Raw genomic sequence first — 24785 nt, 5'->3', positions numbered from 1 at the left:
CCCTTGTTCCGATGCGAGACAGCGGCCAACGGGCCAGGGCAGATCACGTCAAGCCGTTGCTCGCGTGGGCCGGTATCGCACGGCGGCCACCCCCGACCGGAACTCATGGCGATCGACGAGCTCGAGCTGGATGCGCTCGCGCAGACCGGCGAGCAACGTCGGCCCGTGTCCGGCAAGGACCGGCTGCACCAGGAACACGTACTCGTCGATCAGTCCCAGATCTGCCAACGCCAGCGGGAGCGTCACGCCACCCACGAACAGGCCCTCGCCTGGCTCCTGCTTGAGCCGCTGGACCGCTTGCCCTAGGTCGCCTCGCACCAGTTCGGCATTCCAATCGACCCCGCTCAGCGTGTTCGACACGACGTACTTCTTCGCTCGGTCGATGGTCTCGGCGAACGGGATCTCCCATTCATCCATCCAGTCAGGCCACGTACCCGTGGCCGGCTGCCGCCACGCCGACTCCATCATCTGGTAGGTCACCCGGCCGAATAGCAGGGCATCGGCTCGTTCCATCTCCGCGGTCCAGTAGCGCATCGACTCCTCATCGGGTGGGAGCCCTGCCTCGTGATGGCAGCAGCCGTCGAGCGTGACGTTGATCGAGTATCGAAGTGGTCTCATCTCGTTACTCCCTTGATGCGCGCAGCGCGTTTCCACCGGACCGTATTTCAGACTGCTGTCGGCGCCGTTTCTCATCGGCGCCCCATCCCACCTACTCAACACCGACGTGGTGCGAACCAGACGCAGGCCGAGCGCACGGACCGATTCGGCGACCTGCTCAAGCCGCGATCAGTCGGCGGCTGTCCCGCACGGCCGAAGCGGCTCCATCGCATCGCCGCCCGCCGGCACACGCCGGCTGGGGCCTATCGCGGCTTAACCACGCCACATGGTCACCACCGCTGGGTGGCCGGTGGGCGTCAGCGGGCAGCTCTCGGTGGCCACCCATAGATTGAGAGTTCACGCGGCTTGAGCGTCATCTCCTGAGGGTGGTCTGCTACAACCTCGCGTCGCACCGCGGACACGTGCCGTGCTTGCCGAAGTACCACGTACCGCGCCCGCCGCTAGCGTGCCAGGACGGCGTCGATGACAGAACAACCCGCCGAAGGTTCCGAACATGCCGGACAGGAACTCGCCGAGACCTGCGGGTACCGCAGCGAGCCTCAGAAGCGGTCGATTCTGGACGGGCGTGTCGTGTATGACCAGCATGGGGCTGCCACCGGGTGCAATCGTCGTCGTTCTCCGCGATCCCGACGGCAACCTGTTCTGTGTCGTCGCCGCCTGAACGTTTAGCTCTTGGTCCGCACGACCGCGCGGTCAGCGGCCAGTCGACCGACCTCGAAGAACCCATGCTCCAGGAAGGCCGGTAGCACCCCAGGGAATCGGTTGCGGGTCGCGCCAGGTGCGCTCGGGTCGATCGGATACCCCTCTACGGCGTAGCCGTGCTCGTTGCCCTGCGTCACCGCGTGCTCAATTAGCGCGGACATCACTCCCTGCCCACGGCTGGCGCGAGCGGTGAAGAAGCAAGACAGCACCCGGGCGTCGTCGTCCGGAAAGTCGTACCCCTTGAACCTGTCGAGCACGTAGCGCAGCTGGCTACGTGGGGTGAACCTGGCCCAGCCCACGGCTGCGCCGTCGCTGTACGCGAGCAGACCCGGACTGTGCTCCCGACGCACCTGCCGAGCGAGCGCGGCTCTGTTGAGCTGGCGGTCGCGACGGTGATACTCCGGTCCTAGCAGCCAGTATTGGCACCAGCACCCGTTTGATGCGCCCGCGCGTCCAAAGAGTTCTTCGAGCGCGGACCAGTCGCCTTTTCTGACGGCACGGACCTTGAAGCCAGACACGACTCCGACGATAGGACAGACGCGCATGACCGGCCCGGCAGGCATGTCCACACCCGACCCGCTCCCGCGACCGTCTACCCCGGCTTCCGGGTCGCACGATTGGGCTCGGCAACGCGAGGTGCGCCTGCGACCCGCCGGTTGGGAGCGACGATTGCACCAAGAAGACTTCATGCCGACGTCGTCGGGGTCGGTGCCGGACATGTAGTGGTTGACGGCACGGGCCGTCACCGACGAAGGAGACCTCACATGCACGACATCGAGCCGGACGACCGCCTCGACGCGCGGCTGCGCAGCGCGGCACCACCTACCCCTGTCACGGACGCGGTCACCGATGACGGCATCGCCCGCCTGGTCGGCGTCACCCGCCGCGCCTCCCGCCCGCGCCGGTGGCGCCAGCTGGCCGCGGTCGGAGTCGCGGCCAGCGTGGTGGTCGCTGGAGCCGGTGCCGCCGCGGCAGACGGCCTCGGCTGGAGTTGGAGCCCGTGGGCGCAGGACCCGGATCAGTCGTTCATCTACACGCTGCCCAGCGGAATCGAGTGTGAGAGCCGTATCGGCGACGTGCTGCACCCTGACCCGGAGGTGACGTCGGCCGTGCGCGAGGTCCTCTCCGAGGACGGCATCCTTGACCGCGTCGATGTCGATGGGATGCTCCGGATCATGCGCTCGGAGGATCGCGGGCACGTGCTCGCTGACGGCACCGAGGTCGACGCCCGGTACGGCACCGTCTACTACCCAGATACCGACAACGAGTACCAGCAGGCTGTCGACCGTGCGGTGAGCGAGTACGTCACGGAGGAGCTAGCCGAGCGGGACATCGAGATGGAGACCGGCTCGTGGGGCGGAGAGGCACAGTGCCCCGGGCTTGAGTCGTGGCTGCCGTGACCCGCGCGAGCGACCGGCTCGACGAACTCCTGAGGAGGAACGCGCGCGACCTGCTCGCGTACCTCGAGCGGCGCATCGGTCCTGACGAGGCTACCGACGCGCTAAGCGAGGTCATGACGACGGCGTGGCGGCGCGTCGCCGTCGTGCCCGACGACGGGCTGCAGGCCCGGCTGTGGCTGTTCGTGGTCGCCCGGAACGTCGTCGCCAACGCGCGACGCGGGCAGCGCCGCCGGAGTCTGCTGGTCCTGCGCGTGCAAAACGCCGGGCAGGCTGGCGGCGCGACCGCCCCGCACGCCGACGACGGGCTGGAGGTCCGCGACGCTGTCGCGCGCTTGGACGAGGACCTCGCGGAGGTCGTGCGGCTGGTCCACTGGGAGGGCTTCACGCTCGCCGAGGTCGCGCAGGTGCTCGACACGCCGGCCACGACGGTCCGGAGCAGGTACGCCCGCGCCAAGCAGGAGCTCCGCGCGGCCCTATCCGCTTCGGAAGTACTCGTAGCCGACTTCTGAATGCCTGAGCGAGACGGCGCCATCGAGCGAATCGGCGAGCGTCTGGATCATCATCCAGATGCGCGGTGCCCACCTAGGACCCACATCAGAAGGGCGCAGGCCGATAACGGTCGTCTACTGGTCGGGGTCCTCGTTAGCCAGAGGGGCCACTTCGTACAAGGCTCGGACCCTTGCCAATGGATACGTTGGTACAGGTTCGGGCCTTGTTGGCATCTGCGGCCCAGGTCGCGTCTCTGGTCGTCTCGTGCGTGTGCTGCGCGCGTCGGGCTGCCCGCGGTTCAGTCGGGAGCTTGACCTTGAGCCTTATCTGCGCCTTGGTTGGGCGCGTGCGACCGTTGCGCCCTGCACCCGCCTTTGAGACGCGTGAGCGCACACCGATGGTCCCGGCTAGGGCGCGGCAGCGCCGCGCCCGCCGCCTCGAGCCATCGGACGAGATGGACTCCGGCGGGGGCACGGAAGCCGCGTCGCCGCGCGAAGAGGTTCAGGACGGTGTCGGCCCGCTTGCCGAAGGGGGCGTGCAGGAGGCGCATCAAGTGATTCCGGGCAGGTTCACGTAATCGCCGGGCACTGCCGCTGGGCCGGGCTCGATACGGCGGATGTGAGTGTGTACGGCGAGGGGCGTAGGCGGGGGTACGTCACCGGGCGGATGTGTGGCCGTGAGCTGGTGTGCGATGTTCGGGACATGCGCCCGGGGGACGGAGATGATGACGAAGCAACGCGCCATGAGTACCCGTGACCCGTGAATCTCACTGGCTGACCTGTTCGGAGGCCGATCATGAACGACGAAACACCCGACCCGGCCCTCCCGCCCGTGGTCGACAGAAAGACCTGGCAGGAGGCGCGGGACGCACTGTTCGCACGAGAGAAGGCGCACACCCGCGAAGGGGACGCGATCGCAGCGGCGCGGCGGCGGCTGCCGATGGTGGAGGTCGACGCTGGCATCGAGGTGATCGGTCCAGATGGGCCGATCACGATCCTCGACGTCTTCGAAGGCCGCAAGCAGCTCATCGCATACTTCCACGCCTGGTGGCCCGGCCGGCCCGCCGCAGAGCAGTGCGAGGGCTGCACGTTCTTCAACTGCCAGGTACGCGAGCTGTCCTACCTCCACTCCCGCGACATCACGTACGCGACCCTCTGTAAAGGCCCGTACGAGGAGAGCGTCCGCTACCGCGACTTCATGGGTCTGGACATGCCGTGGTACTCGGCCGAGAAGACTGCGGCACAGTTCCTGGAGGGTCGCGACTGGCAGGTCCACCACCTCGTCTGCTACGTCCGCGACGGCGAGCGGGTGTTCGAGACCTACTACACCGGCGGTCGCGGTGTCGAGGTCATGACCCCCACCCACGGACTGCTGGACATGACCGTCTACGGACGCCAAGAGACCTGGGAGGACTCGCCCGAGGGCTGGCCTCAGCCCTGGAGCGAAGAACCCGGCCGACACCATTGGAGGACGAACGGACGCCCCATCGCCCAGTGGTCCCGCATCGAAGCCGGCCGCTCCGACGCGCTCAGCTGAGGGGCCCGGCGGCCGATCTCGGGACTCAGCTCCTGCGCCCGTGAGGAACTGGTCGGGCCGCAGGGCGGCAGGGGAGCGGCGTCGGAAATCTCGAAGTCAACTACTTCTCTCGGCAGGTGCTCGCCCGTCATCGTCTCACCGCTCCTGCTGCCGCCCTGGCCTGTAGGTCTCCGACGTTGAGGTCGGCGCGGTTGAGGGCTCGGTAGATGGTCGCGCGGGAGACGCCGAAGGTGCGGGTGAGGTCGGTGATGGATTCGCCGCCGTCGCGCAGTGCGCGGACCTGGCGAACCTGGTCACCGGTGAGCCGTGGCGGGCGACCGGTGTGCCGGCCGCGGGCCCGGGCTGCCGCTCGAGCGGCAGCGGCTCGTTCGTGCATGAGCTCGCGTTCGTACTCGGCGAGGGCGGCGAAGATGCCGGGGAGCATGCGTCCGGTTGGGGTGGAGTGGTCGATGCCCTCCCGGACGGAGCGCAGCAGCACGCCGGCTTCGGTCAGCGTTTCGATGGTGCGGATCACTCCGGTCAGGGACTGGCCGAGCCGGTCGAGGGCGACCACGACGACGGTGTCCCCAGGGCGGACATAGTCCAGGAGTTGGGCCAGGCCGGGGCGGTCCTCGCGCACTCCCGACATGGTGTCGGTGAAGATGCGTTCGCACCCCTGGGCGCGGAGCAGGTATTCCTGGGCGGCCAGCTGTTGGTGATCGGTGCTCACCCGGGCATATTCGACGATGGTCACTTCATCAGCGCCGCAGAAGTCGGCTCACTAACCTTGGTCGACGCGCCGAGATTCGTGCGTACTTGTGAGCCGCCGTCCGGCTCGATGGCGCGCTGTCTGTGGTGTGTGCCGTTAAATGGCGGGGTTCTGTCGGCGCTATGTGGCGGTGGGGAGTGCACGCGCCGTGCCTGCGGGCTGTGGACGGTCTCGGGAAGGAATTACTCGCGGCGTCGCCGTACCGCGTACACGACGGCGCCTGCGACTATTGCCACGGTGAGAGCAGGCCCGACCCACAACCCGGGAACTGCAGGGGACCACGTCAGGGGTGCGGACATGCCGCCGGCACTACTGGGCCGGTAGGCACCCGCCGTCCATGATTACGCCGCCGACTTCGATGGTCACCGCGTCGGCCTCCACCGCACCGAACACGTAGCCGCCTTCGGGCGCGGCGGCGCCGAATGCGATCCCGGCGCCCGACCGGGTCTGCACGGACGCCAGACCGAGCGACTCCAGAGCAGCGCGGACGTCGTCCTCGGTTGTGGGTCCTGCGAGACGGAGCTGCTCAAGTACTTCGGTGACGGCGGGTACGAGCGCCTCGGCGGCAGTCGCCACGTCGTCGGGAAGGTCGTGCCGCTGGCGGTACTGCTCGTTCCCCTCCATCAACTCCTCGGGGTCGTAGGCGACGCAGTATTCCGGCAGCTCGCCCTCGACGGGCTGGGGGCAGGCTGCGGTCGGCGAACTGGTCGTCGACGGTGGCGAAGTCGATGTCGAGCCGTCCGCGTCGGCTGGTGAGGTGCCGGGTGCGCCGCACCCGGTCATCAGCGCTCCCGCCAGGAGCGCTGCGCCGAGTGCTGCCGCCAGCACCCCCCGTGTCTCCAGCGCCATGGTCGTGAGAGTAGCCCGAAATGTGCGGCGCCCGTCGGAGGTCACGTGTCGGCTCTGCGATCTTGTAGAGGTTCCACAACGTCGCAGCACCGCGTCGGATTCGGTGGTTAGCGAACACTTGCGAGACTGTGCTGTGTGGAGCACTTGGGTATCTACGGGATCTGGTCCAACCCGCAGGGACGGGTTGTGTTGATACGGAAGGCTCGCGGCCCCTACGTCGGTCTGCTCGATCTGCCTGGCGGTAGCCCTGAGCCGGGCGAGAGTCCCGAGGAGACGCTGAGGCGCGAGTTGGTTGAAGAGTGTGGCGTACGCGTTGCAGCGGTCCGGTCGTGGCACGCCTTCGACCTGAGGGTCTCGCGTGATAGTGCCGGCCGTCCGATCGACTTCCGGCACAAGGGGCAGATTGCTGTGCTCGATGTTGCTGACAAGCACTTTGCGGTGCATGACGTCGAGGACGTCGCAGCCGTCGAAGAACACGATCTGGCTGGACTCAGCGCCGCCGAGTGTAGCGCGCCGCTCTGGGAGGCTCGGGCACTCATCGACCTGTTGCTGTGAGCGCCCAGTCAAATCGATCGCTTCTGGTGCGGTCTCGCATACGGTCGATGGATGATGGAGTTCAGTGTCCTGGCGGTCTTTGCTCATCCAGATGACGAGTCGCTCTCGGCAGGCGGCATGCTGGCCAGTCGAGCCGCAGCGGGCGCGCGCGTAGGCGTCGTGACCGCGACCTGGGGTGCCGACAGTCAGCGAGCGTCGGAGCTTGCCGATGCCCTGAGCGTGCTGGGAGCCGGCGAACCGAGGATGTTGGGCTATGGCGACTACCGGCGACCCACAGAGTCAGCCCCGGACTGTTCCTGTCACACGCCCGTGCTCAACGCGCGCCGAAAGGGGATCCGCTACCGGGCGTCCGGGTAGTCAGGCGTCGAGTGGGAACCGACTTTCAGGGCAGCGGCTGGGTCGAGCCGAACCTGGCGTGGTGATCCACCGCGGGGGCAGAACTGTTGGACCTGGGAGCCCGGTCGAACTCGAGGATCAGTGTGGTGGATACGCTCCAGCTGACTTTCGGCGTCCGGGTCCCCTGCATCAGCTCGCACGACCAACTCGGCGAGCTCGTCGCCCAACCCGACATCCATCTCACGACCAGGCAGCGGCATCGCACCCCAGAAGTCCCACAGGAGCAGTTCGTCACCGAAGCGATGAGCTACGTCCATGATCAGATAAGTGAGAACGAATGGCGCTCCCGTGAATTCTGCTGATGGGATGCGGATGCCGAGATCGTCGATCGATTTCCCGTGCTGCCGGTACCCGACCCAAGCGGCCGCGGCCGTCAAGAATGGCGAGTCGCCATCGGTACTGATGTCGAGAGGGTTGGCGAGGCACTCGCGTGGTTCGGAGACTCCTGGGTCAAACCGGACCCATCGATTCCCGAGCCATGCCTCGGCGACGACGTGATCCTGACGGCGGTCGGAGCGAAAGTACTCAGCGAACCCGACGCGGCTCCGGGCAGGGATCCGGTGCTGCCGCAGGATGCCGACCGCCAGCAGCACCTGGTCACGGCAGCAGCCTTGGACCCTGTCGGCCTCGGCACGGTCGTGCTGCAGCGGCTTCCCGTGTCGCTGTTGATCGATGTCGAGAATCCGGCTGAGCCAGCGCGCATTGATGTCGTCGTTGCTCGAGGTGGGCAGCGGAACGCTAGAGAACCTGTAGTGGGTGATGGTGTTCTGCGCAACCGCGCACACGCTGGCAAGGTCGCTGGGCACGCTGGCCAGCAGGTCGGCGTGCCGCCCAGGGTCGGAGTAGTACGAGGGTCGCGAGTAGTGCGCGTCCGGCTCATGCCGATAGCGTGACTCGATTCCGCCTTGAGCTGCTGACTGCATGTGCAGAACCTACTCGCCCGTACCCGGTGCTGCCGTCAGGCAACCGACGGCAGCTTGACCGTGCGGAAGCCGGTCCCTCACCGTGCATGGGGCCAGTTCGGTGCCCTACGGTCCGGCTATCGTGGCGATGTGCATCGACGGAGACAGGCTGAGGTGGGACCATGATCGACCAATCCACCTGGGACGGCCACGCATCGATGTGGGCGCCACGGGACCAGGAGCCGCTCGCCGTGCTCGTCGCTCTGATGCAACGGCGCGGCGAGCGCATTCTCGTCCAAGCGACGCTGCCTGCCACCGACCGCTCGCGCTCGCCGATCAGGGAACTGCCGGTGCATCTCGTCGTCAGCGACGACCACGTCGCCATCGGGATGGATGACCAGTTGCTGGGTGTGTTCGCGCCGCAGACACGTCTGGCATCAGATGCCCGGCGGCTCAGCGTGCTGGGAGTGCACGCCGACGAAGTCCTCCTCGGTGCCGATCTACACCGCGACGTGCGCATCCCGGCCGTGCCCGACGACGTGCGGCGAGCGCTCGCGGCGCTACTCGCGCGGGCGCCTTGGCAGGGCTCCTGGTCGGCGGTCGACGAGGCGACCGACGCCGGCGAGCGGTCAGTGGCCGAGGTCGAGGCGATTGGCGCCATCGAGGCATTCCTGGTCACGGTCGACGAGCTCGCGGAGGTCGTCGCGCGACCGGTCACCTTCGACGGCACCTCGAGCGGTTGGGTCGCCACCACTCATTCGCACACGTGGTCCTATCACCGGACGTCGGGTCGCCTGCGGCACAGCACCGGCGAGTTGCAGAGGGTGGGACCGGTCGTCGAACTCCCAGGGGAAGAGCGCGTGCGGGTGGTGGACGACCGGGGCGTGCCGAGTGGTCACCACGCCAACCAGCTCGTCTGGGGCACACGCTCGACGCCCACCGCCCCGGGGCCGAACGGGCTGCTGTCCGTCGCGGACCGCCTGGCGCGCAGGCTCGTGCGGGATCTCGATCCGACGAGCTGGACGCCGCGACCACGGCCACCGAAGGCGCCGTTCTTTCCTGGGCATTCGACGTGGGACGGTGCCGAGCCGCTCGACGTGCCGACCGGATTGGCATCCGCGGCGATCATCGCGCTGATCAGGCGTCGTGGCGAGACCATCGTCGTCGAGGGTGACATGCCTCTTGGGGCGTGGCCGGAGATCCAGGGCGACCTGGCCGCCCAGGGCGCTGCGGCCCACGGACACGTGATCGTCACGCGCGACAGCATCTACCTCGCAGACGACAGGCTCGGCGCACGTGTCCTGTCCGTGGCTCAAGACCCAAGGGTGCCGCGTCTCAGCGAGATCCGGGAGATCGAGACGGTGCCGCGGCATGGTGCGGTGTACGTGATCGCTGGCGACGGCTGGGAGACGACGACCGAACCTGTGCATCACGAGATGCGCGATGCGCTTGTCGCGCTCGGAAAGCGATGCTCCTGATGGGCGTCAAGGAATGGTGGCACCGTGTGTCGGGCCAGCAGGGGATCGCAGAGGCTTACCAGCAGCTGGAGGTCAGGAGCGCCAACGAGAAGCTCCTGGAGGACGGCGAGATGGCCTCGCCTCGCAGGCTCGCCGCCGAGACGGCGGTTCTCGAGGCCGCCGACCTGCTCGCGGCTGCTCAGGGGATGCGTTGGCTGGCTGAGTCGGACGGGCACGACGGCGATGCGCTCGCCTTGCTGCCGCTGCTGCGGCACGACCCGTACTCCGGCAGCTCCTGGCTGGCGCTGCTCGGGTTCGCCGAACGTGCGCTCTACCTCTATGACGAGGCGCTCGGTGCCGTGCTGGACCTGCTGCCCGTGATCGGGCCGACCGGTGTGGAGCGGCGCCCACGGGTGGAGCTTCACCGTGACGGCAGGGTGGGTGTTCGGGCACTCGGGGAGAGTGGAGCCATCGCACTGGAGTACGTGTTCGCCGCCGACCCGCCGCCCGGACCCGACGAGGCCGCGGACATCGTCGCTCACGCCGCCGCAGCGCGGCCGGCGCACTGGGACGAGCGCACCGTCGTCGAACCGCCCGCAGGTCGAGGCGACGTGGTGCCCGGGCGCCTACCGACGCCGTGGGGCCGTGCGCGGTGGGCTGCCGCGCAGTTGGCATGCCTGCAGGGTCGGCCCGTCACGATCGGAGCGCTCTCGCGCGACTGGGCGCTGCTTGGCACTCCTGTCACGTCAGGTGCTGTGTGGCTCGGAGGTGCTGGCGCCCGGCCAGATGTCGATTCCGTGCTCGACCTGCTGACGCCCGGCGCGCTCTGTTTCGCCATGCCCCTTGTCGAGCACCGAGAGGAGCTCGGCGAGCTCCTGCTGGGCAGAGGGCTCGGCGCGGTCTGGTTCGACGGCGGATCGCTCGTCACCGGGAACGTCCTGGCGGCCGCGATGTTGCCGGGCGTGCCCCGACTGGACCGGTGAGTGCGGTCGCATCGGCTCTCAGCGGCGAGCGCCACTACTTGTCGCAGCGCTTCGCCAACTCGCGGGCCAGAGCCGCGAAGCCGTAGACGTCCTCGGACTTCGCCGTCGAGAACACCGGGGCGTCCTCGGCCTCCAGGGCCACTGCTAGAGGGCGGCTGTCACCCCTCTGAGGCCGGGCACACCCTGGGTCGTGGTCTGGTCAGCCGCGGGGGTCGTGGACGCTGCCGAGGAAGAGTACGGCGCCCGTCTCGCGGTCGCTGACGGTGAACGCGAAGGGCCGGTCGACCCGGAACGGCGCCGGTCCGGCGGAGGACTCAGCCATCACCGCGCCCGTGACGGCCGCGGCCTCGGTGCCCTGCTCGTCGACCCGGATGTAGGTCTTCTGCACGACAACGTCCAGGAACGGGTTCGACGGCGACATGCGGGTGAAGTCCCCGCCTCCACCGAACGCGGAGGCCATACCAAGAGACTGCAGCACCTCATTCAGTTCGGCCTCCCACTGCAGCTCGAAGCGGGGCAGCGCGACCTCGGAGAAGGTGGCCGGTTGGAGCGCGCCGACGGCGTCGCCCCACGTGCCGGCGTCGAGACCGTCGAGCAACTCGTCGAGGGCCACGCCTTCGTCGGGCAGGAGTATCTCCATGCCGTAGCGCTCTTCTGCCCCGTAGGGCAGGCGGATCATCTGGAACCCGTCGCCGATGGAGGCCTGCACCTCGGCGAGACCGCGGTGCATCGTGGGCACGTCCAGCTGCTGCCCTCCCGCGAGCGTGAACGGCGCTTCGCGCGTGTCCGCCGCGTCGAAGGCCGTAGTCCAGGTTCCGAGGAAGTACACGGTGTTGAGAAGCACCAGCACCGCTTGTGGGTCGGGGAGGCCGAGGTCGGCGGCGATTTCGTCGATGAGCCCCTGGGTGTGCTCGTTGACCCAGGCGTCGATCGTGTCGGCGGTCTCCTGGGTGCCAAGGTCGACCTCGTCCAGCGTGGCCCCGTAGATGCTCTCGACGAACGAGACGTAATCCTGATCGAACGGGTGGCCCTCGGCGGCCCAAAGCGAGTTCGCGATCGATAACGTGACGTCGTTGGTGTGGGTGAGTTCGGCGAGCAGCGCTGCGTTCCGTGTGTCTCGTGGGTCGTCGAGGTGAAGGACCTCGACCATTTCTTCGGCGGTCGCTCCGCCTGCGCCGGCGGTCACCATCGCCAGCAGCACCGCCGCCGAGAGCGGCGATGTGAGCGTGTTCTCTCCGGCTTCGGCAACGCCGGCGTGCAGCTCGAACCCGAAGGCGTTGACGCCGTCGGCCGCGGCCGCTGCTTCCTCAGGCGACAATGTGCCGACAATCGCGAGGTCCCCGGGCCCGCCTCCCGGGGCCGGATCGCCGACGGCACCGCAGGCGGCCAGGACGAACGCGACCGCAGCCCCGGCCGCGACGGCTCTGAAGCTCCTGGTACCTGTCACGACCTGCACCTCTCCTGTGAATACGGGTAGTGGTCAACCCCGGAAGTGAGGGGGCGGGTGCCCCTAAGGTGACTGTGTTCCCAACGAAGGCAACATTGCAGCGCTCGACCTCGAATCGTCCTTCGACCTCACGCGGAGGCGGCGCGGGCGACTTGTCGGTCGTAGCCGTTTGCCGAGTACACCCGCGGCGCAGGTCGGCGGCCGTCTTAGAAGCGGTCTGAGACGTAGCTGGGACACGGAACACAACCCGGCGATTTCTATTGCTGCGGTGAGCCGACGGTCGTCGATGACAATGGGGGATTGTCGCCCTAGTCACTCTGACCTGCAAGAACAGGCTGTCCATTGACCCAGTGACAGTACTGTGACAGTTTCTGCGCGACCGTTTCCGGGGTCGCGACTCCCGCTCGACCATTTTCGTCATACGATTTGTTCGTGGTCAGTGACGAGCAGATTCAGAAGTGGGCAGACGAGGCCGAGGTCGGGTACGACGTCGAGGAGTTGAAGCGGCGCGGCCGCGGTCGCCCGGGTCGCGGTGCCGAACCGATGCAGGTCGTAGCGGTTCGCCTCACCGCCGAGGAGCTCGCTGCGCTGGATGCCGTGGCAGAGAGGGCCCACCTATCCCGCTCCGAGGCGATTCGTCGCGCGCTGGCTGACTTTGCCGCGTGAGGGTCCATCCGAGCGTTGCTCAAGCACGGCGTGTCAGCGGAAGACGCAACCCAGGCGGCCCGGCGTCGAGAGCGACACGCGCACACTGGCGGCCTACTGGATCGCCAGCAAGGGAGAGGTGAACAGGTCCACGACGCTGGCGTTTCACTTCGGGATGATGGTGACCTCTTGGCGCGATGTTGCCAGGGCCACCCCGTTCTTGACGGCCCACACCTGAACCCAGTGCGGACCGGCGAAGTCGGCGGCTTCTGTGATCTGCGCTCCGCGTGGTTCGATCGCGCCACGCTCCATGTGTCGCCTCTGGGCCTCGGCTCCGAAGTTGCGGACCTTCCAGTAGTACGTTGCGCCCTCGACGTTGCAGCCCTCGACCTCGAACTTCAGGCGCCGTCCGATGGGCACCAGGTCTCCGGTCGACGGTAGCCGCCGAAATCGGATCATCTTGCGGGAAGCCATCCTTCCGATCATCTTGACGTGATAGCGCGACTCAAGCCGCTCTACAATGTCGAGATCTGCGAGGGTCTGCTCACCCGGCGCCAAGCCAGTGCGCATTCCCGACTCGCCCCGGGCGCCGGCCGCCTGCAGCGCTGCTGGCTCCGCCGCTGTGCCGAAGTCCGTTCCGAATAGCGAACGCCACTTCTCGCAACTCTCGGCGTAGGGCGCCGCGTAGGCTGTCTGCGCCTTGCTTGCCCATGTGCGAAGCCTGCTCTTGAACGCGTCGAAGTCGGTCTGTGACCACCGGTTGGCCAGATTCTCGCCGTATCCGCTCCGGTCGTCTACGAACGGTGGGCTCGCCAGTGGGGTGAGGTAGGCGTCGAGCGCAGACAGGAGCGTGTTGAGCGTCGAGGCCACGCTGTTGTAGGTCGGGTCGCCGTATGGGCTCACCTGGCTGGCGAGCAGGGTCGTGAGCACGACTGAGGGGATCTCGGCGCTGCTGTGCTCTCGCAGGTACTTCACGAGGCGGACGGCCTTGACGAGGTGATAGTTGGCGGCCCTGTTCTGACCCTGGAACCACTCGGTCAGGGCCGTCGGGTCCTGCAGGATCCATCGGTTCTCTGTCCGGTGGGTGATGTACCTGCCACCTGCGCGCTCCACGAACGGGACCAGGTCGACGTGGAAGGCGTCGCTGTACTGGACACGCAGGCAGCGCTTCTTCATCGTGCTCTTGCCTGCGTAGCGGGCCGACGCTTCGAACGCTCGCTGGAGCGAAGGAATGTAGTCCTCCGGCTCCCAACCGTCGACTTCGTTCATGGGGACGAGCACATCCGCGTCGTAGTCCTTGCCCGCGACCGGTCGGATGATCGTCCGGCGGGCGTAGGAGCCCTGCGGAATGACGTCGTCGTTGACATGCTCACCGACGGCGGGAGCGTCGTTGATGAAGTCGTTAAGGGTGGATACACGGCTTAGCAGGTTGTCCCAGCGGGTCTGGTTGATGTTGACGTGGTCGTTCAGGAATGCCTTGAACTCTTCGGTGCACGCGCTCACGCCGGGATCTCCAATGCTCGCTGGTATCGGGTGTCCTCACCGAGCTCGTACATGACCATCGCCGGGTCGGCGTAGGGTCGGTGGAATCTCCCGATTGCGACAGCAGCGGGGGCCGGGACTGCCGCGACGACATGCAGTCGATTGACTTCTGGGAAGTCGTTCTCGAGCTGCGCGAGCAGCCGGCGCCACGCGCGCCCGAACGAATCGAGTGCCCGTCGGGATCCCAATAGGTCGGGGCCTGGCGCAGCATTGCTTGGATGGAGTCTCACGGTGGGCAGGTCGGTCAGGTCCGCTGGTAGCCGTTCTGTCTTGACAGAGGCCGTCACGTCCAGGGCGACCACGATGCTGTCCGACTCTCGACCCACGTCGGGAAGGTCGTGAACGAAAACGGGCACACCGGTCGTCTCCTCGCCCCAGCACCACGCACGGTCGGTGTGGTCCCGTGAACGCCGGAACGCGTCAACGGTCGTCTTGTCGCCGAGCTTGTGACCCAAGTACGCCAGCAGGGGGATCGGCGCGAGGGCGAACACCGACAGATGGTCGACGCGGCCGGCGGACAGGGTGGCTTCGATGCCCTCGATCGCCGCGTCGATCTGCTTCATCCCTCGCTGCCACACCCACTCGTCCGACACCGGGTCGGTCAAGTCGATGGTCACGTTGTAGGTGAGGTTGCCGAGCGCGTAGGGGGTCCGCCGATTCTCGACCAACGCGAACGCGATCTCCCGGGGCGTCGCCGCGACGGCCTGCTGTCTCACCGTGCTGCGGGTCGCCACGACGAGCGTCCTGCTCTCGGTGCGGAAGTCGGTGAGCGCAGCGACCATCGCCTCGTGCTGCTCCTTGATCCCCCTGAGCACCTCGACGGTGTACACCTCCTGTCCTGAGGTTGAATCAATCTTCCGGTGGCACTCGTGGCACAGGAGCATGAGGTTCTCCTCCTTGTCCCGTGCAGGGAGGGAAACGTCAGCGTCGCCCCGCGGAGACTTCTTGCCCTCAGTGGCGCCGGCTTGGTGCGCAATCTCACCGATCGTCACAGTCACATCGCGAATGGCGCTCACGAGCTGCGGATCCCCGCACATCGAGCAACGGCCCGCCGCCTTCGCCCATACGCTGACGACGACGGGCCGCGGTGGGTCCTTTCGCTTGCTCATGTCGGAGAGACTAGAGGCGACCTCAGACGGCCCAGGCTGGTGAACCGTGACATTCAGTAGATCGGCGTCGTTCGCGGACTCCCTCACCATCGATCACAGCTCGGCCGGCAACTCCGCACTGCGACCAGAGATGCAGCAGTGCATCGGAACAGACCGGACAGGCGAACCGTATGGCCGCTCGACGGTGGACACCCTCCACGCGAGGGCCGCCGCCGCGCAGAGAGGAAGTCGCGTGGTTTCCGAGATCACGACATCGTTCACTCTGCTGACCTGCACGTTCCGGAGTGATCGTCGCCGCCTGCGGTATCTTCGATCTTCGAGATTGACAGTATTGCTCCGGTATCGGCACAATTATGCACATGGAGCTCTTGTCCATCACGGATGCCGCAGGCCATCTGGGGGTGAGCCCACGGCGCGTGCGGAGCATGCTCGCGGATGGTCAGCTTCGTGGCGAACGGATTGGTGGTACCTGGCTGGTCGACCCCTCGTCGATCCCCGCCACACCCCGTCGTGCAGGGCAACCATTGAGTCCGCGGATGGCGTGGGCGTTTGTCGAGGTCGCAGACGGTCGTCGTCCTGACGGTGTGAGCGCGTCGGAGCTGTGGCGGATGCGATCTCGCTGGGACAAGCTCCTGACTGAGCGTGACCCGGTGGCCTCGCTGCGTTCGCTGCTGGCACGGCGCGCCCGACGCGAAGTACTGACGGCCCCGGATCCCGCAGGGGTGCTGTCCGATGCGCGCGTTGCGGCCTCGGGACGCTCCGACCGGCGGTCCGGGATGGCTGACTCACGCCTTGCCGAGGGGTACGTCTCCCGTGGGGACGTCGACGCGGTGACCTTCGATCACCTGCTGGTCCCCGCACAACTGGGGGAGTCGGGCAACGCCATCCTCTACGTGTGCGACGTCCGTCCACGGGCGCCGGTGCCGTGGCTGCTCGTGGCAGCTGACCTGGCCGATCTGGGTCCCAGAGAAGCGCAACAAGCGATGGTGCTGATCCGCGAGCACGGGCGCCCTGCCAACCGGGAGCGGAAGGCGTGAGCGAGCAGGTAGTCGAGGTGCCGATGCTCAATGCGGATCAAGCAGCAGGTTGGGCGGCGTTGCTCGATCTCTACGAGTCGCACCCGACCGGCTGGACGCTCGTGGGCGGCCAGATGGTTCACCTGTGGTGCGCGGCCCGTGGCTCGTGGCCGACCCGTGCAACCGACGACGCAGACACCGTGCTCGACGTCCGCGGCCATCCCGACGCTCTCTTTCAGATCACGTCGACCCTCAAGGCAGCCGGGTTCGCCCCTGCCGGCACCACGCACACTGGTCACCAGCACCGTTGGGTCCGCGACGCGGCAGTCATCGATGTCCTGATCCCTAGGTTCCTGGGCGAGCACGCCGCTCGTCGACGGGGCGCCGGCGGTGGCACCACTCTGGAGACTCCCGGCGCGCAGAAAGCCCTGAACAGAACCTCGGCGCAGGCCGTGAAGGTCGAGGGCCGCACCGGCGCGGTCCTACGGCCTTCGGTGCTGGGTGCGCTCGGTGCGAAAGCAGCGGCACGGACGGTGATGCTCGATCGCAAGCGCGATCGGCACCTCACGGACTTCGCAGTGCTGTCGACGCTGCTGACCCCGGCGGACGTCCGGGGCGAACCGCCGCTGGACGCATTGGAGCGGGATCGTCTGCGTTCGATGCTCGGAGACATGAGGGCGCACCGCCCGGTCTGGGCGATGGTCGGAGGCGCGACTGCAGGGCTCCAACGTTTGGAACTGCTGCTGCGAGGTTGACCAGTGCGTGTCGCGTGTCTGATATCGACCTGTTCGCCGGCGAACAGGTTGATATCTGCGATGACCGAGAGACGTTCAGCCGAGCCCCGGCCCTGCACCGTCGCCATAGATGCTCAGATGCTGGTGCATCGGGACGAGCGGATAGATAGGGCCCTGCTGCAGCTCATCGAGACTGACCTCGGCCTGCGCCAATGCTTGCTCCCGCCCGATCTCCCGCAGCCGGTCGCGTTCGGCCACGTCGGGCGCGTCATTGACGGCGGCGAGCGCGGTGAGTGCCGCCTCGGCGGCCATCCGAGCCCTGCCCATGGCGCTGCCCGCAGGCAACGACGTTCCTAGGGGCGAGTCGGTATCGATGCTGTACCGGTCGCGGTAGGCGACGATCTGGCGCACGTGGTGGTCCCAGACCAGCCGGTCCGGGGAGTCGATACCGGGTGGCTCCGGGAGCGCTGCGGCCCAGACCGGTGGATGCTCGGCGACTCGTCGGGTGAGCTCGTCGAGGCGATCGCGGATCCGTTGCGCTCGATCGCGCAGCCACGCGGCTACCGCCGCCTCCTCCGTGCCGCTGGCTTCCACTGGATGCCCGACGGCGTTGCGCGCGTCCCGCGGTCGACTCTCGTCAGGCGGTGGGGGAGTGATCCAGGAGGGCAGACCCTCACCGTCCGTCACGGGTTCGTCGAGCTGCCATGCCAGTAGGGGAGCGGGCGAGCGCGCCCCGGCGAGGCTCTCGACGTGCTCCCCGAGCCGCGCTGATACATCGGTGCCGGTTCGCTGGTGGCGGTACAGAAGCCCAGCCAAGTGTGGCCACGACTCGTCCGCCAGGATGCGGCGGGCTTGGTCGGGCGGGTAGGCGCGTCGAATGGCCTCGCCCATCCTGGCGACGGCGTGGGGATCGAGCGCGGTCGCAAGGGCGTCCTCATAGGCGGGCACGAGCATCGCGAGCGAGTTCGATGCCTCCCGGTCAGCCATCGCCGTGGTGAGGGCGGCGTCGTCGGAGTCGCCGCGTCCGAGCACGGCTTCGAGGACGTCGCGGGCCGCGGCAAGGGGCTGTGGCTGGTGGTGCAGGGAGACGTCGAGCAGCTCCTCGGTGACGACATAGAGATGGTTGCTCTCCCTGCCCCGCGTGATGCCGGTGTAGAGGTGCTCGCGGGCCATCGAGTCGTCGACGAGTACCCGGGCGACGTCGACCGTCATGCCCTGGCAGCGGTGCACGGTCGTGGCGTAGCCGAGCTGGACGTGCTCGCGCACGTATGCGGCGGGCAGCGCGGTGCGGGTGCGGTGCTCGTGGTGCTGCACGGTGAGTGCGCCGTCGTCGCGGATGCCGGTGACGGTCCAGAGGTCGCCGTTCTTGACGTAGTCGGTGCTGCCGTGGCGCAGCAGCCGGTCGTTGTGACGGGTGACGACGATGTCGCCGATCCCGGCACCGGTGCCGTCGGCGAGCTCAACGCCGTCCTCTGCGGCCTCGCCGCTGGCGATGCGGTGCTGGCGTGCGCGCTCGTTGAGGTAGGTGACGTCGTCGTTGGTCGCGGCGACCATGATCGAGCTGCGCCCATGGCCGAGGTCCTCGACCCAGGCTGCGTGGAGATCCTCCAGCGCGGCATCGCGTGTGCCGGAGTGGACGCGACCCTGATCGATGTAGAAGTCCAGACCTGCGCTGCGGCCGACCCGGATCAGGAGGCCGGCGGCGTCTTCACCGGGCGTGCTGAACCGGTGGACATCGCGGAGCTCGGCGGCCCCGACGGTGTTGGCGATGAGCCGCAGCGCACCTCCGGCGCCGACTGCGCCGAGCTGGCTCGGGTCGCCCAGCAGCCGCACGGACGCTCCTTCACGTTGGGCGATCTGCAGCACTCTCTGCAGGTCGAGCGTGCCGGCCATGCCTGCCTCGTCGATCAGCAGCACGGTCCGATCATCGAGGCGTAGATGCTCCGGCACGGGGGTGTCGTGATCGTGGCTGGCGATGAACTTGTGCAGGGTCTCAGCGGGGACGTGGAGGTCATCGCCGAGGACTTGAGCGGCGACGGCGGAGGGTCCCAGCGCGACGACCTTGCCGCCCTCGCCGTGGACCGCGGCGACGAAGGCTCGCATCGCTGTCGTCTTGCCGGCACCGGCCGGTCCGATGCCGGCGACAAGCTGTTGGCCGCTGCAGGCGAACCGCCGAGCCAGCTCGATCTGGCGGGTGTCCATGCGTCGTCGGGAGTCGATCTGGACATCAGCGGCAGCGGCCTCGAACGTGCTCCCCCGCACCGTGAGACCACCACTTGCCCGTGCTGCTCGTAGAAGCTCCGCCTCGGCGTCCAGCACCTGTCGCGAGGTGTACCTCGTGGTCCCGTGCTGCACGTAGATCGAGGCCCCGCCAGCGCGGGCCAACGCCGTCGGGATGGGTGTGGGGTCCGACGGCGTGAGCTGGATGGAGGCCTTCAAGCAGGCGGTCGTCACCGCATGCGCGGCGTCGGTGACGGACCACCATCCCTGCTGGACGGCGGCCAGCGTGCGGACCACCCGCGTCGCTTCGGCGAGGACGTGGAACTGGGTCCACGTGGCGCGCCGTTGGCCAAGCAGCTCTATCACCTGCGTCACCGCTTCTTGTGTGAACCGGCGCTCGTCGAGCAGGAGGGTGGTTTGCGTCGGTTGACGGTGCAAAGCTGAAGCGAGCCGCTGCTGCAAGCGTTCAGAAGATCCGAGCATCTCGACGGCGCGAGCGCGCCAGTCGAGGACTCGTTCGTTCAGCGGTCGGCCAGGTTCCTTGGCGGTGCGGGTCGCCAGGGTCGCTGCCTGTGCGAGGCGGTACTGCTCGGTGCGGGGTGGCTCGTGGCCGTGCTTGGCTCGATATTCGCCGACCATCGCTTCGTACGACGTGGTGATCGCTGCACGTCGCTGCGAGAACAGGGCGACGAGGTCAGCGCCGACGCCGTCGATCTCTCGCACGGGAACTTTCTTGCCGGGGCGAGGCGTGGCCACGAACTGCACGCCGAGCCGCTGCACGAGCTGCTCCTCGACGATGGCGTTGTACCGCTCCGAGGCAGCCACGGTCAGCCGGAACAGCACGCGAGCATCAAGGCTGCGCCACTTGCCGTCGACGCCCAGCACCTTCGACGACACGGCGACGTGGGTGTGCAGGTTCGGGTCACCCGAACGTGAGTCCAGGTGGTCGAACGCGGCCGCCGTCAGACCCATCGTGTTGATCTGCTTCAGACCGCCACGACCGGTACGAGTGAGGGCTGCTTCCTGCTCGATCCACGCGAGCGTCTCTTGCCACGCATGCGCGTGCGCCTGACTGATCTGCTCGCGCACATCGTCGTCGGCGAGTGCCCACAGCACCGACACCGACTTGGCCGGCGTGAAGACGAGATCGAAGCCGGACACACCCTCCCTGTTGGCTGAGGATCGCCCCGCTAGGTAGCGAGCGACCTCGGGCTTGGACGGCTCGCTGCCGAGGCTCTGACGCACCATCTCGGTGGCGGCGTGCCACCGAATGCGCTCACGCTCGACACCGGCACGAGGCGCCCGGTCGTGCTGTGCAGCGAACGTGGTGAAGGCCTGCTCGAGTGCAGCCTGGTAGGGATCGTCCTCCCACTCGCGACGGCGCAGGAACGGTCGGCCGAGCATCTGCGCTTCGTCGTTCGGATGCGCACCGAAGGCGAACAGGCTGCGCATCTGCTGGGCGTCGACCTGACCCGAGATCTGCATCGCTCGGGTACCACTCCCGACCCACTGTCCGGGTGGGTTGCCATGGGCGTTGTAGTAGTCGCTCAGCGACTTCCCACGCCGCACTTCATCGCCGCTCGCGACCTGCCGGGTCAGGTACTCATACCCGTTGCCGGCGTGCAGTGAGTGGATCGTCATCACACCCACTACACGTACGGCCGCGCGCGAACAGGTCGATATCGATACGGAACCACCCACCAGTGGTGCAAGAGGTGTGTTGCGCTCGAGAAGTCGTCGATCGAACGAGCGGGCGGTCGAGCGGCGCCGGGTAGGGCGCTCCGCGGGTGATGGGTGTGGCCACGAGGTGCCGCTGCTGTCGCGGCTGGCTCAGCCTCTGATCGGGCGTCGCCTGCGTCAGGAAGAGCGGCTCCTTGCGGAGACCGCTGCGCCACCGTGTGCCACGCGACACTGATCAAGACCGAAGGTCCCGCCGGTCCGCAGCGCCAGTGCTCCTGTCCTAGCCATGGACGGCGGTATGAAGGGGTAGTCGCCGGAGGAGTGGGGCGTGCGCAGCTGCCGGTCCACCTGCGACTCATATTGTTCGGGGGTGCGTACTCGCGCGCTCGGTCGCGGGAGGGCAGACCTCAACTAGGAGCGGGCAACACCGGTACTGGGTCGCGAGAAAGGGGTTCTTAGAGAGTGGAATTGGGCAGAGTGGAGTACGACGGCCCCGGGTGAGCGTGCGACGATGTAGGTGCGGTCACACCGGGTAGATCCTTCGAGTGAACCTTCCAGCCTCTCGAAGATCCGCAATCCCGTGGCGCGCGGGCTCACCAGAGTCGGCCGTGTCGGCCGTGTCGGCCTGGTGGCCTCCGACGCCCACGCCGGGCTGCTGGAGGCGATCGGTGCCACGCTGCCCGGAACCGCGTGGCAGCGGTGTCGCGCCCACCACGCCGCGAACCTGATGTCCGTTGCACCGAACGCGTCCTGGACCTGGGTCAAGGCACTGCGGCACTCGGTCTACGACCAGCCCGACGAAGCCGTGCACAGCCAGTTCGAACGCATCATCGACGCCCTGGTCGCAAGCTCCCCGAACGTCGCCGCCCACCGGACGACGCGCGCGCCGACAGCCTGGCCTCACCATGTTCCCGAAGGAGATCTGCGTCGGATCTGGTCCAACAAACGCAACGAAGGCCTCAACCCGCGAGATCCGCCGCCGCACCGACGTCGTCGGCAACTTCCCGGGCCGGAACGCCATCCTGCGCCTGATCGGCGCCGTACTCGCCGAACAGCACCCCGCCTGGACCGAACAATGCCGCCACATCGGCCTCGGCATCCTGACCCGCGCCCGCGCTGCCCTCAACCCGCCCACCGAGCCCGAGGAGCTACTCACTACCGTCCCCGCACTGACAGCTCGACCCTCCGCCATCGGCGGATCAGCGCCTGTACACCACCACCCTGGGCTTGACCTGAAGGGGCGAGGCGACGGGCGATTGTGCCGGCACGCCGATACGCTTCTGCGAAGCACGCGCTGACTGCTACCACCTAAGGAGAAGCCTTGTCGTTCGACACTGGCTGCGCCGCGCTCGTAGCCCTGAAGCAGCGCGAGTCTGCCAGCGAATGGCTGGGCACGCGAAACGAGGCGCAGACCCGGTTCGACGTCATCGATCACATGCTGAGCGCTGTCTTGGATTGGCCAAGCGAGTCGATCACCGTGGAGCAGTACGCGGCCGATGGGTACACGGACTACGAGCTACGCGAGATCGGCACAATCGCGATCGTCGAGGCGAAGAAGGAAGGCGCCGCGTTTGTTCTACCCATGGACACCAAGAGCGGCACCTGCGGGATCCGCGCGCTCATAGGCGATCGTTCGAACGCGAGCCTCAAATCGGCGATGGAGCAGGTGATGCGGTATGCCGGCTCGCGCGGCGTGGCACCATGCGTCGTCACAAACGGACATCAATGGGTCGCATTCCTCGGAAGCAGAAATGACGGTGTGGCGCCACTCGACGGTAAGGCTTTAGTATATCCGTCACTGGAGGCAATAGAAGAGCATTTCGTGACGTTCTATAACTGCCTCTCCTACGATGGCCTTCGTGCGAAGAGGATCTTCAGTCAACTGAGCACCGGAACTCATGCACCTCCACCGCCTCTCTCCAGCGCGCTGACGTCCTACCCCGGGGTCAAGCGGCGCAACAACATGCAGACGAACCTGCAGATTATGGGCGAAGTGATGCTTGAAGACATGCCACAAGAGGAGAAGTACAGCGATCTCTTCCTTGAGCGGTGCTACGCGACAAGTGGTGCACTCTCGTCGTACGCAGAGATATCCCGAGAGCTATTGACGAGCAGGACGGCCGCGGTGCTAGGGGAGCGGGGCCAACTTGAGGAGCCAGCCTCCTTGAAGAAAGGCGTGAATCCCGTACTTTCGGAGGAGGCGCTGTCCGCCGCCGCCTCACATCGGCCGATAGTGCTACTGGGAGGCGTAGGAGTCGGCAAGAGCACATTCATCCAACACTTGGTTCGGATCGATGCCAAGCCGGTCTTCCAAGATGCGATCGCAGTAACAGTCGACTACGGACGCGGAGCCACCTTCAGTTCGCCTGCCGAGTACGCAGTGGAGCGGATTCGTGAGACGCTGTTGGAGGACTTCGACATTGACATTGACGATGCTGCGTTCGTTGAGGATCTCTACCGAAAGGATATCGAGCGGTTTGACCGGGGTGTGGACGGTCAACTCAAGGACGTGGATTCCCAAGCCTACCTGCTCCGTCGTATCGACTTTCTCCGAGGACTAATCGGGAACAAGAGCGACCACCTCAGGCGGGCAATCAACCGGATCGTCCGATCCCATCATCGGCAGGTCGTCATATTCCTTGACAATGTGGACCAGCGGGATCACGACGTCCAGAATCTGGTCTTCCTTGCTGCGAACGAGCTAGCGGCCTCGTGGGATGCGACGGTCTTCGTGACCCTCCGGCCCGAGACGTACTATGAGTCGCAAAGGTACGGCGCTGTTTCGGGTTACCATCCGCGGGTCTTCGCCATCTCGCCACCCCGTACGGACGTCATGTTACAGAAGCGGGTCGATTTCGCTCTCCAGGTCCTTGAAGGTGGCGGCGACGTGCGAACGAATGGCGGGGGCCTGACCCTCGCGAGCGAGAACCTCGAGTTGTTTCTACGTGTTCTAGAAGGAAACTTCAGGCGCAACAGGGAATTGCTTGCTTTGATCGATAACCTCGCCGGTGGGAACATGCGCCGCGCTCTGTCCTTCGTTACGCAGTTCGTCGGCAGTGGTCATGTCGACACCGTGAAGATCGTCGAAGTAGAGAAGCGCAATCCTGGCGACTACTTCATACCAATTCATGAGTTCCTGCGGTCGCTGATGTACGGAGATAATGAGTACTATGACCCTCAGACTTCTCCGATCGCAAACATGTTCGCTGTTGACAGACCCGAGCGACGCAACCACTTCCTCCTGCCTCTAGCCCTCGCCTACGTGCTCTCGCGTGGCGATGCTAAAGACAGCGCTGGATATATCGAGGTATCGGACGTTTATAGCCACCTCCAAGGGCAAGGGTTTGACCTAGAGGCAGTTTCTTTTGCACTGAACTATCTCGCTCGTTTCAGACTCATAGAGGCGCCCCTCACGGATTTTAATGCAGCGCACGCTGAACGCGCGCGAATAACAATGGTAGGTGCGTACACCCTAAACAAACTGATCCCCCTGTTCACGTACTGCGATGCGGTCGTCGTTGATGTGCCCATCATTGACACCAGTGTGAGGCCGCGAATTGCCTCCGCCTACTTTATTGGCGAAAGACTCGCACGTGCACGCGCGTTTCAGGTATATCTTGATGAGGCCTGGGCGGAATCTGGGCTTGACGAGAGTGGATGGTCATGGCCGGCAGTCTCGGCCGAGCTGGGGAGGGACATAGGCAAAATCGAGGTTCGAACTAGTTCTGCTTCGTAGTAAAGGTTCGAGCTTCGCATA

At 66.7% G+C, this 24785-nt stretch carries 20 protein-coding genes and 2 pseudogenes; 13 read left to right on the top strand and 9 right to left on the bottom strand.

What is annotated here, in order from left to right; genetic code table 11:
* Window positions 1–48: 48 nt before the first annotated feature.
* Window positions 49–618 (bottom strand): dihydrofolate reductase family protein, encoded by a 570-nt coding sequence (locus KCQ71_RS14625; RefSeq protein ID WP_223407346.1) that lies wholly within the window; start codon window positions 616–618, stop codon window positions 49–51.
* Between the two features lie 665 nt (window positions 619–1283).
* Window positions 1284–1838 carry a GNAT family N-acetyltransferase gene (locus tag KCQ71_RS14620; RefSeq protein WP_223407125.1) on the bottom strand — a complete coding sequence of 185 codons (555 nt, stop codon included), beginning with the start codon at window positions 1836–1838 and terminating at the stop codon, window positions 1284–1286.
* 246 nt (window positions 1839–2084) lie between these two features.
* Here KCQ71_RS14620 and KCQ71_RS14615 point away from each other — a divergent pair, with 246 nt between their 5' ends.
* The 3 genes from KCQ71_RS14615 (at window position 2085) to KCQ71_RS14605 (ending at window position 4745) form a co-directional block, all read left to right on the top strand.
* Complete coding sequence (locus KCQ71_RS14615) at window positions 2085–2720, top strand: hypothetical protein (protein ID WP_223407123.1); 636 nt, start codon at window positions 2085–2087, stop codon at window positions 2718–2720.
* On the top strand, window positions 2708–3229 hold the full coding sequence (locus KCQ71_RS14610) for an RNA polymerase sigma factor (protein ID WP_223407121.1): 522 nt from the start codon (window positions 2708–2710) through the stop codon (window positions 3227–3229). The genes KCQ71_RS14615 and KCQ71_RS14610 overlap by 13 nt, the downstream gene beginning before the upstream one ends.
* Window positions 3230–4004: 775 nt before the next feature.
* Window positions 4005–4745, top strand: coding sequence for a DUF899 family protein (locus tag KCQ71_RS14605; RefSeq protein ID WP_223407119.1), 741 nt, complete (start codon window positions 4005–4007; stop codon window positions 4743–4745).
* Between the two features lie 127 nt (window positions 4746–4872).
* Here KCQ71_RS14605 and KCQ71_RS14600 read toward each other — a convergent pair whose 3' ends face one another.
* Window positions 4873–5478: a recombinase family protein gene (locus KCQ71_RS14600; protein WP_308116644.1), complete on the bottom strand. Its 606-nt coding sequence runs from the start codon at window positions 5476–5478 to the stop codon at window positions 4873–4875.
* 324 nt (window positions 5479–5802) lie between these two features.
* Entirely contained in the window at window positions 5803–6342 is a 540-nt protein-coding gene (locus KCQ71_RS14595; protein WP_223407115.1) for a hypothetical protein, read from the bottom strand.
* A 135-nt stretch (window positions 6343–6477) separates the two neighbouring features.
* On the opposite strand from KCQ71_RS14595, the gene KCQ71_RS14590 reads away from it, so the two are divergent.
* A complete protein-coding gene (locus tag KCQ71_RS14590) occupies window positions 6478–6897 on the top strand; it encodes an NUDIX domain-containing protein (RefSeq protein ID WP_223407113.1) in 420 nt (139 codons plus the stop codon).
* A 51-nt stretch (window positions 6898–6948) separates the two neighbouring features.
* Window positions 6949–7254, top strand: coding sequence for a PIG-L deacetylase family protein (locus tag KCQ71_RS14585; RefSeq protein ID WP_308116643.1), 306 nt, complete (start codon window positions 6949–6951; stop codon window positions 7252–7254).
* Here the strand turns inward: KCQ71_RS14585 and KCQ71_RS14580 are convergent.
* A complete protein-coding gene (locus KCQ71_RS14580) occupies window positions 7236–8216 on the bottom strand; it encodes a transglutaminase-like domain-containing protein (RefSeq protein WP_223407111.1) in 981 nt (326 codons plus the stop codon). The two genes, KCQ71_RS14585 and KCQ71_RS14580, sit on opposite strands and share 19 nt — an antisense overlap.
* A gap of 230 nt (window positions 8217–8446) precedes the next feature.
* Here KCQ71_RS14580 and KCQ71_RS14575 point away from each other — a divergent pair, with 230 nt between their 5' ends.
* Together KCQ71_RS14575 and KCQ71_RS14570 are read left to right on the top strand one after the other, a co-directional pair.
* A complete protein-coding gene (locus KCQ71_RS14575; RefSeq protein WP_223407109.1) occupies window positions 8447–9673 on the top strand; it encodes a hypothetical protein in 1227 nt (408 codons plus the stop codon).
* Entirely contained in the window at window positions 9673–10635 is a 963-nt protein-coding gene (locus KCQ71_RS14570) for a hypothetical protein (protein WP_223407107.1), read from the top strand. Before KCQ71_RS14575 ends, KCQ71_RS14570 begins: the two co-directional genes overlap by 1 nt.
* A 199-nt stretch (window positions 10636–10834) precedes the next feature.
* On the opposite strand, the gene KCQ71_RS14565 is transcribed toward KCQ71_RS14570, so the two are convergent.
* Window positions 10835–12082 (bottom strand): serpin family protein, encoded by a 1248-nt coding sequence (locus tag KCQ71_RS14565; RefSeq protein WP_223407105.1) that lies wholly within the window; start codon window positions 12080–12082, stop codon window positions 10835–10837.
* Between the two features lie 426 nt (window positions 12083–12508).
* On the opposite strand from KCQ71_RS14565, the gene KCQ71_RS14560 reads away from it, so the two are divergent.
* On the top strand, window positions 12509–12748 hold the full coding sequence (locus KCQ71_RS14560) for a ribbon-helix-helix protein, CopG family (RefSeq protein ID WP_223407103.1): 240 nt from the start codon (window positions 12509–12511) through the stop codon (window positions 12746–12748).
* A 144-nt stretch (window positions 12749–12892) separates the two neighbouring features.
* Here the strand turns inward: KCQ71_RS14560 and KCQ71_RS27660 are convergent, their stop codons facing one another.
* Window positions 12893–14230 (bottom strand): SMODS domain-containing nucleotidyltransferase, encoded by a 1338-nt coding sequence (locus KCQ71_RS27660; RefSeq protein ID WP_223407101.1) that lies wholly within the window; start codon window positions 14228–14230, stop codon window positions 12893–12895.
* Window positions 14227–15468 carry an SAVED domain-containing protein gene (locus KCQ71_RS14550; RefSeq protein ID WP_223407099.1) on the bottom strand — a complete coding sequence of 414 codons (1242 nt, stop codon included), beginning with the start codon at window positions 15466–15468 and terminating at the stop codon, window positions 14227–14229. The genes KCQ71_RS27660 and KCQ71_RS14550 overlap by 4 nt, the downstream gene beginning before the upstream one ends.
* 518 nt (window positions 15469–15986) lie before the next feature.
* On the opposite strand from KCQ71_RS14550, the gene KCQ71_RS14545 reads away from it, so the two are divergent.
* Window positions 15987–16415, top strand: a complete 429-nt coding sequence (locus KCQ71_RS14545) for a hypothetical protein (protein ID WP_223407097.1) — start codon at window positions 15987–15989, stop codon at window positions 16413–16415.
* On the top strand, window positions 16412–17149 hold the full coding sequence (locus KCQ71_RS14540) for a hypothetical protein (RefSeq protein WP_223407095.1): 738 nt from the start codon (window positions 16412–16414) through the stop codon (window positions 17147–17149). Before KCQ71_RS14545 ends, KCQ71_RS14540 begins: the two co-directional genes overlap by 4 nt.
* Before the next feature lie 75 nt (window positions 17150–17224).
* Here KCQ71_RS14540 and mobF read toward each other — a convergent pair whose 3' ends face one another.
* Window positions 17225–20989 (bottom strand): MobF family relaxase, encoded by a 3765-nt coding sequence (gene mobF, locus KCQ71_RS14535; protein ID WP_223407093.1) that lies wholly within the window; start codon window positions 20987–20989, stop codon window positions 17225–17227.
* 556 nt (window positions 20990–21545) lie between these two features.
* Here mobF and KCQ71_RS26965 point away from each other — a divergent pair.
* The 3 genes and pseudogenes from KCQ71_RS26965 to KCQ71_RS14525 all read left to right on the top strand — a co-directional run.
* Window positions 21546–21938: pseudogene (locus tag KCQ71_RS26965) on the top strand (transposase); the annotation flags it as partial.
* Window positions 21939–21980: 42 nt separating this feature from the next.
* Window positions 21981–22090, top strand: a pseudogene (locus KCQ71_RS27895) (transposase); the annotation flags it as partial.
* A gap of 259 nt (window positions 22091–22349) precedes the next feature.
* Window positions 22350–24764, top strand: a complete 2415-nt coding sequence (locus KCQ71_RS14525; RefSeq protein WP_223407091.1) for an AAA family ATPase — start codon at window positions 22350–22352, stop codon at window positions 24762–24764.
* Window positions 24765–24785 lie beyond the last annotated feature (21 nt).

Origin of the sequence: Occultella gossypii (genome assembly GCF_019947135.1) — a bacterium.
GTDB classification, from domain to species: domain Bacteria; phylum Actinomycetota; class Actinomycetes; order Actinomycetales; family Beutenbergiaceae; genus Occultella; species Occultella gossypii.
Note: the sequence above shows the minus strand (reverse complement) of the source record. Positions and strands in the feature narration are given on the sequence as shown.

Excerpts from the sequence above, each read along its gene's own strand:
- KCQ71_RS14585 (WP_308116643.1), top strand. The coding sequence starts at position 6,949 with ATGATGGAGTTCAGTGTCCTGGCGGTCTTTGCTCATCCAGATGACGAG.
- KCQ71_RS14615 (WP_223407123.1), top strand. The coding sequence starts at position 2,085 with ATGCACGACATCGAGCCGGACGACCGCCTCGACGCGCGGCTGCGCAGC.
- KCQ71_RS14570 (WP_223407107.1), top strand. The coding sequence starts at position 9,673 with ATGGGCGTCAAGGAATGGTGGCACCGTGTGTCGGGCCAGCAGGGGATC.
- KCQ71_RS14545 (WP_223407097.1), top strand. The coding sequence starts at position 15,987 with ATGCGATCTCGCTGGGACAAGCTCCTGACTGAGCGTGACCCGGTGGCC.
- KCQ71_RS14595 (WP_223407115.1), bottom strand. The coding sequence starts at position 6,342 with ATGGCGCTGGAGACACGGGGGGTGCTGGCGGCAGCACTCGGCGCAGCG.
- KCQ71_RS14580 (WP_223407111.1), bottom strand. The coding sequence starts at position 8,216 with ATGCAGTCAGCAGCTCAAGGCGGAATCGAGTCACGCTATCGGCATGAG.
- KCQ71_RS14605 (WP_223407119.1), top strand. The coding sequence starts at position 4,005 with ATGAACGACGAAACACCCGACCCGGCCCTCCCGCCCGTGGTCGACAGA.
- KCQ71_RS14550 (WP_223407099.1), bottom strand. The coding sequence starts at position 15,468 with ATGGTGAGGGAGTCCGCGAACGACGCCGATCTACTGAATGTCACGGTT.
- mobF (WP_223407093.1), bottom strand. The coding sequence starts at position 20,989 with ATGACGATCCACTCACTGCACGCCGGCAACGGGTATGAGTACCTGACC.
- KCQ71_RS14625 (WP_223407346.1), bottom strand. The coding sequence starts at position 618 with ATGAGACCACTTCGATACTCGATCAACGTCACGCTCGACGGCTGCTGC.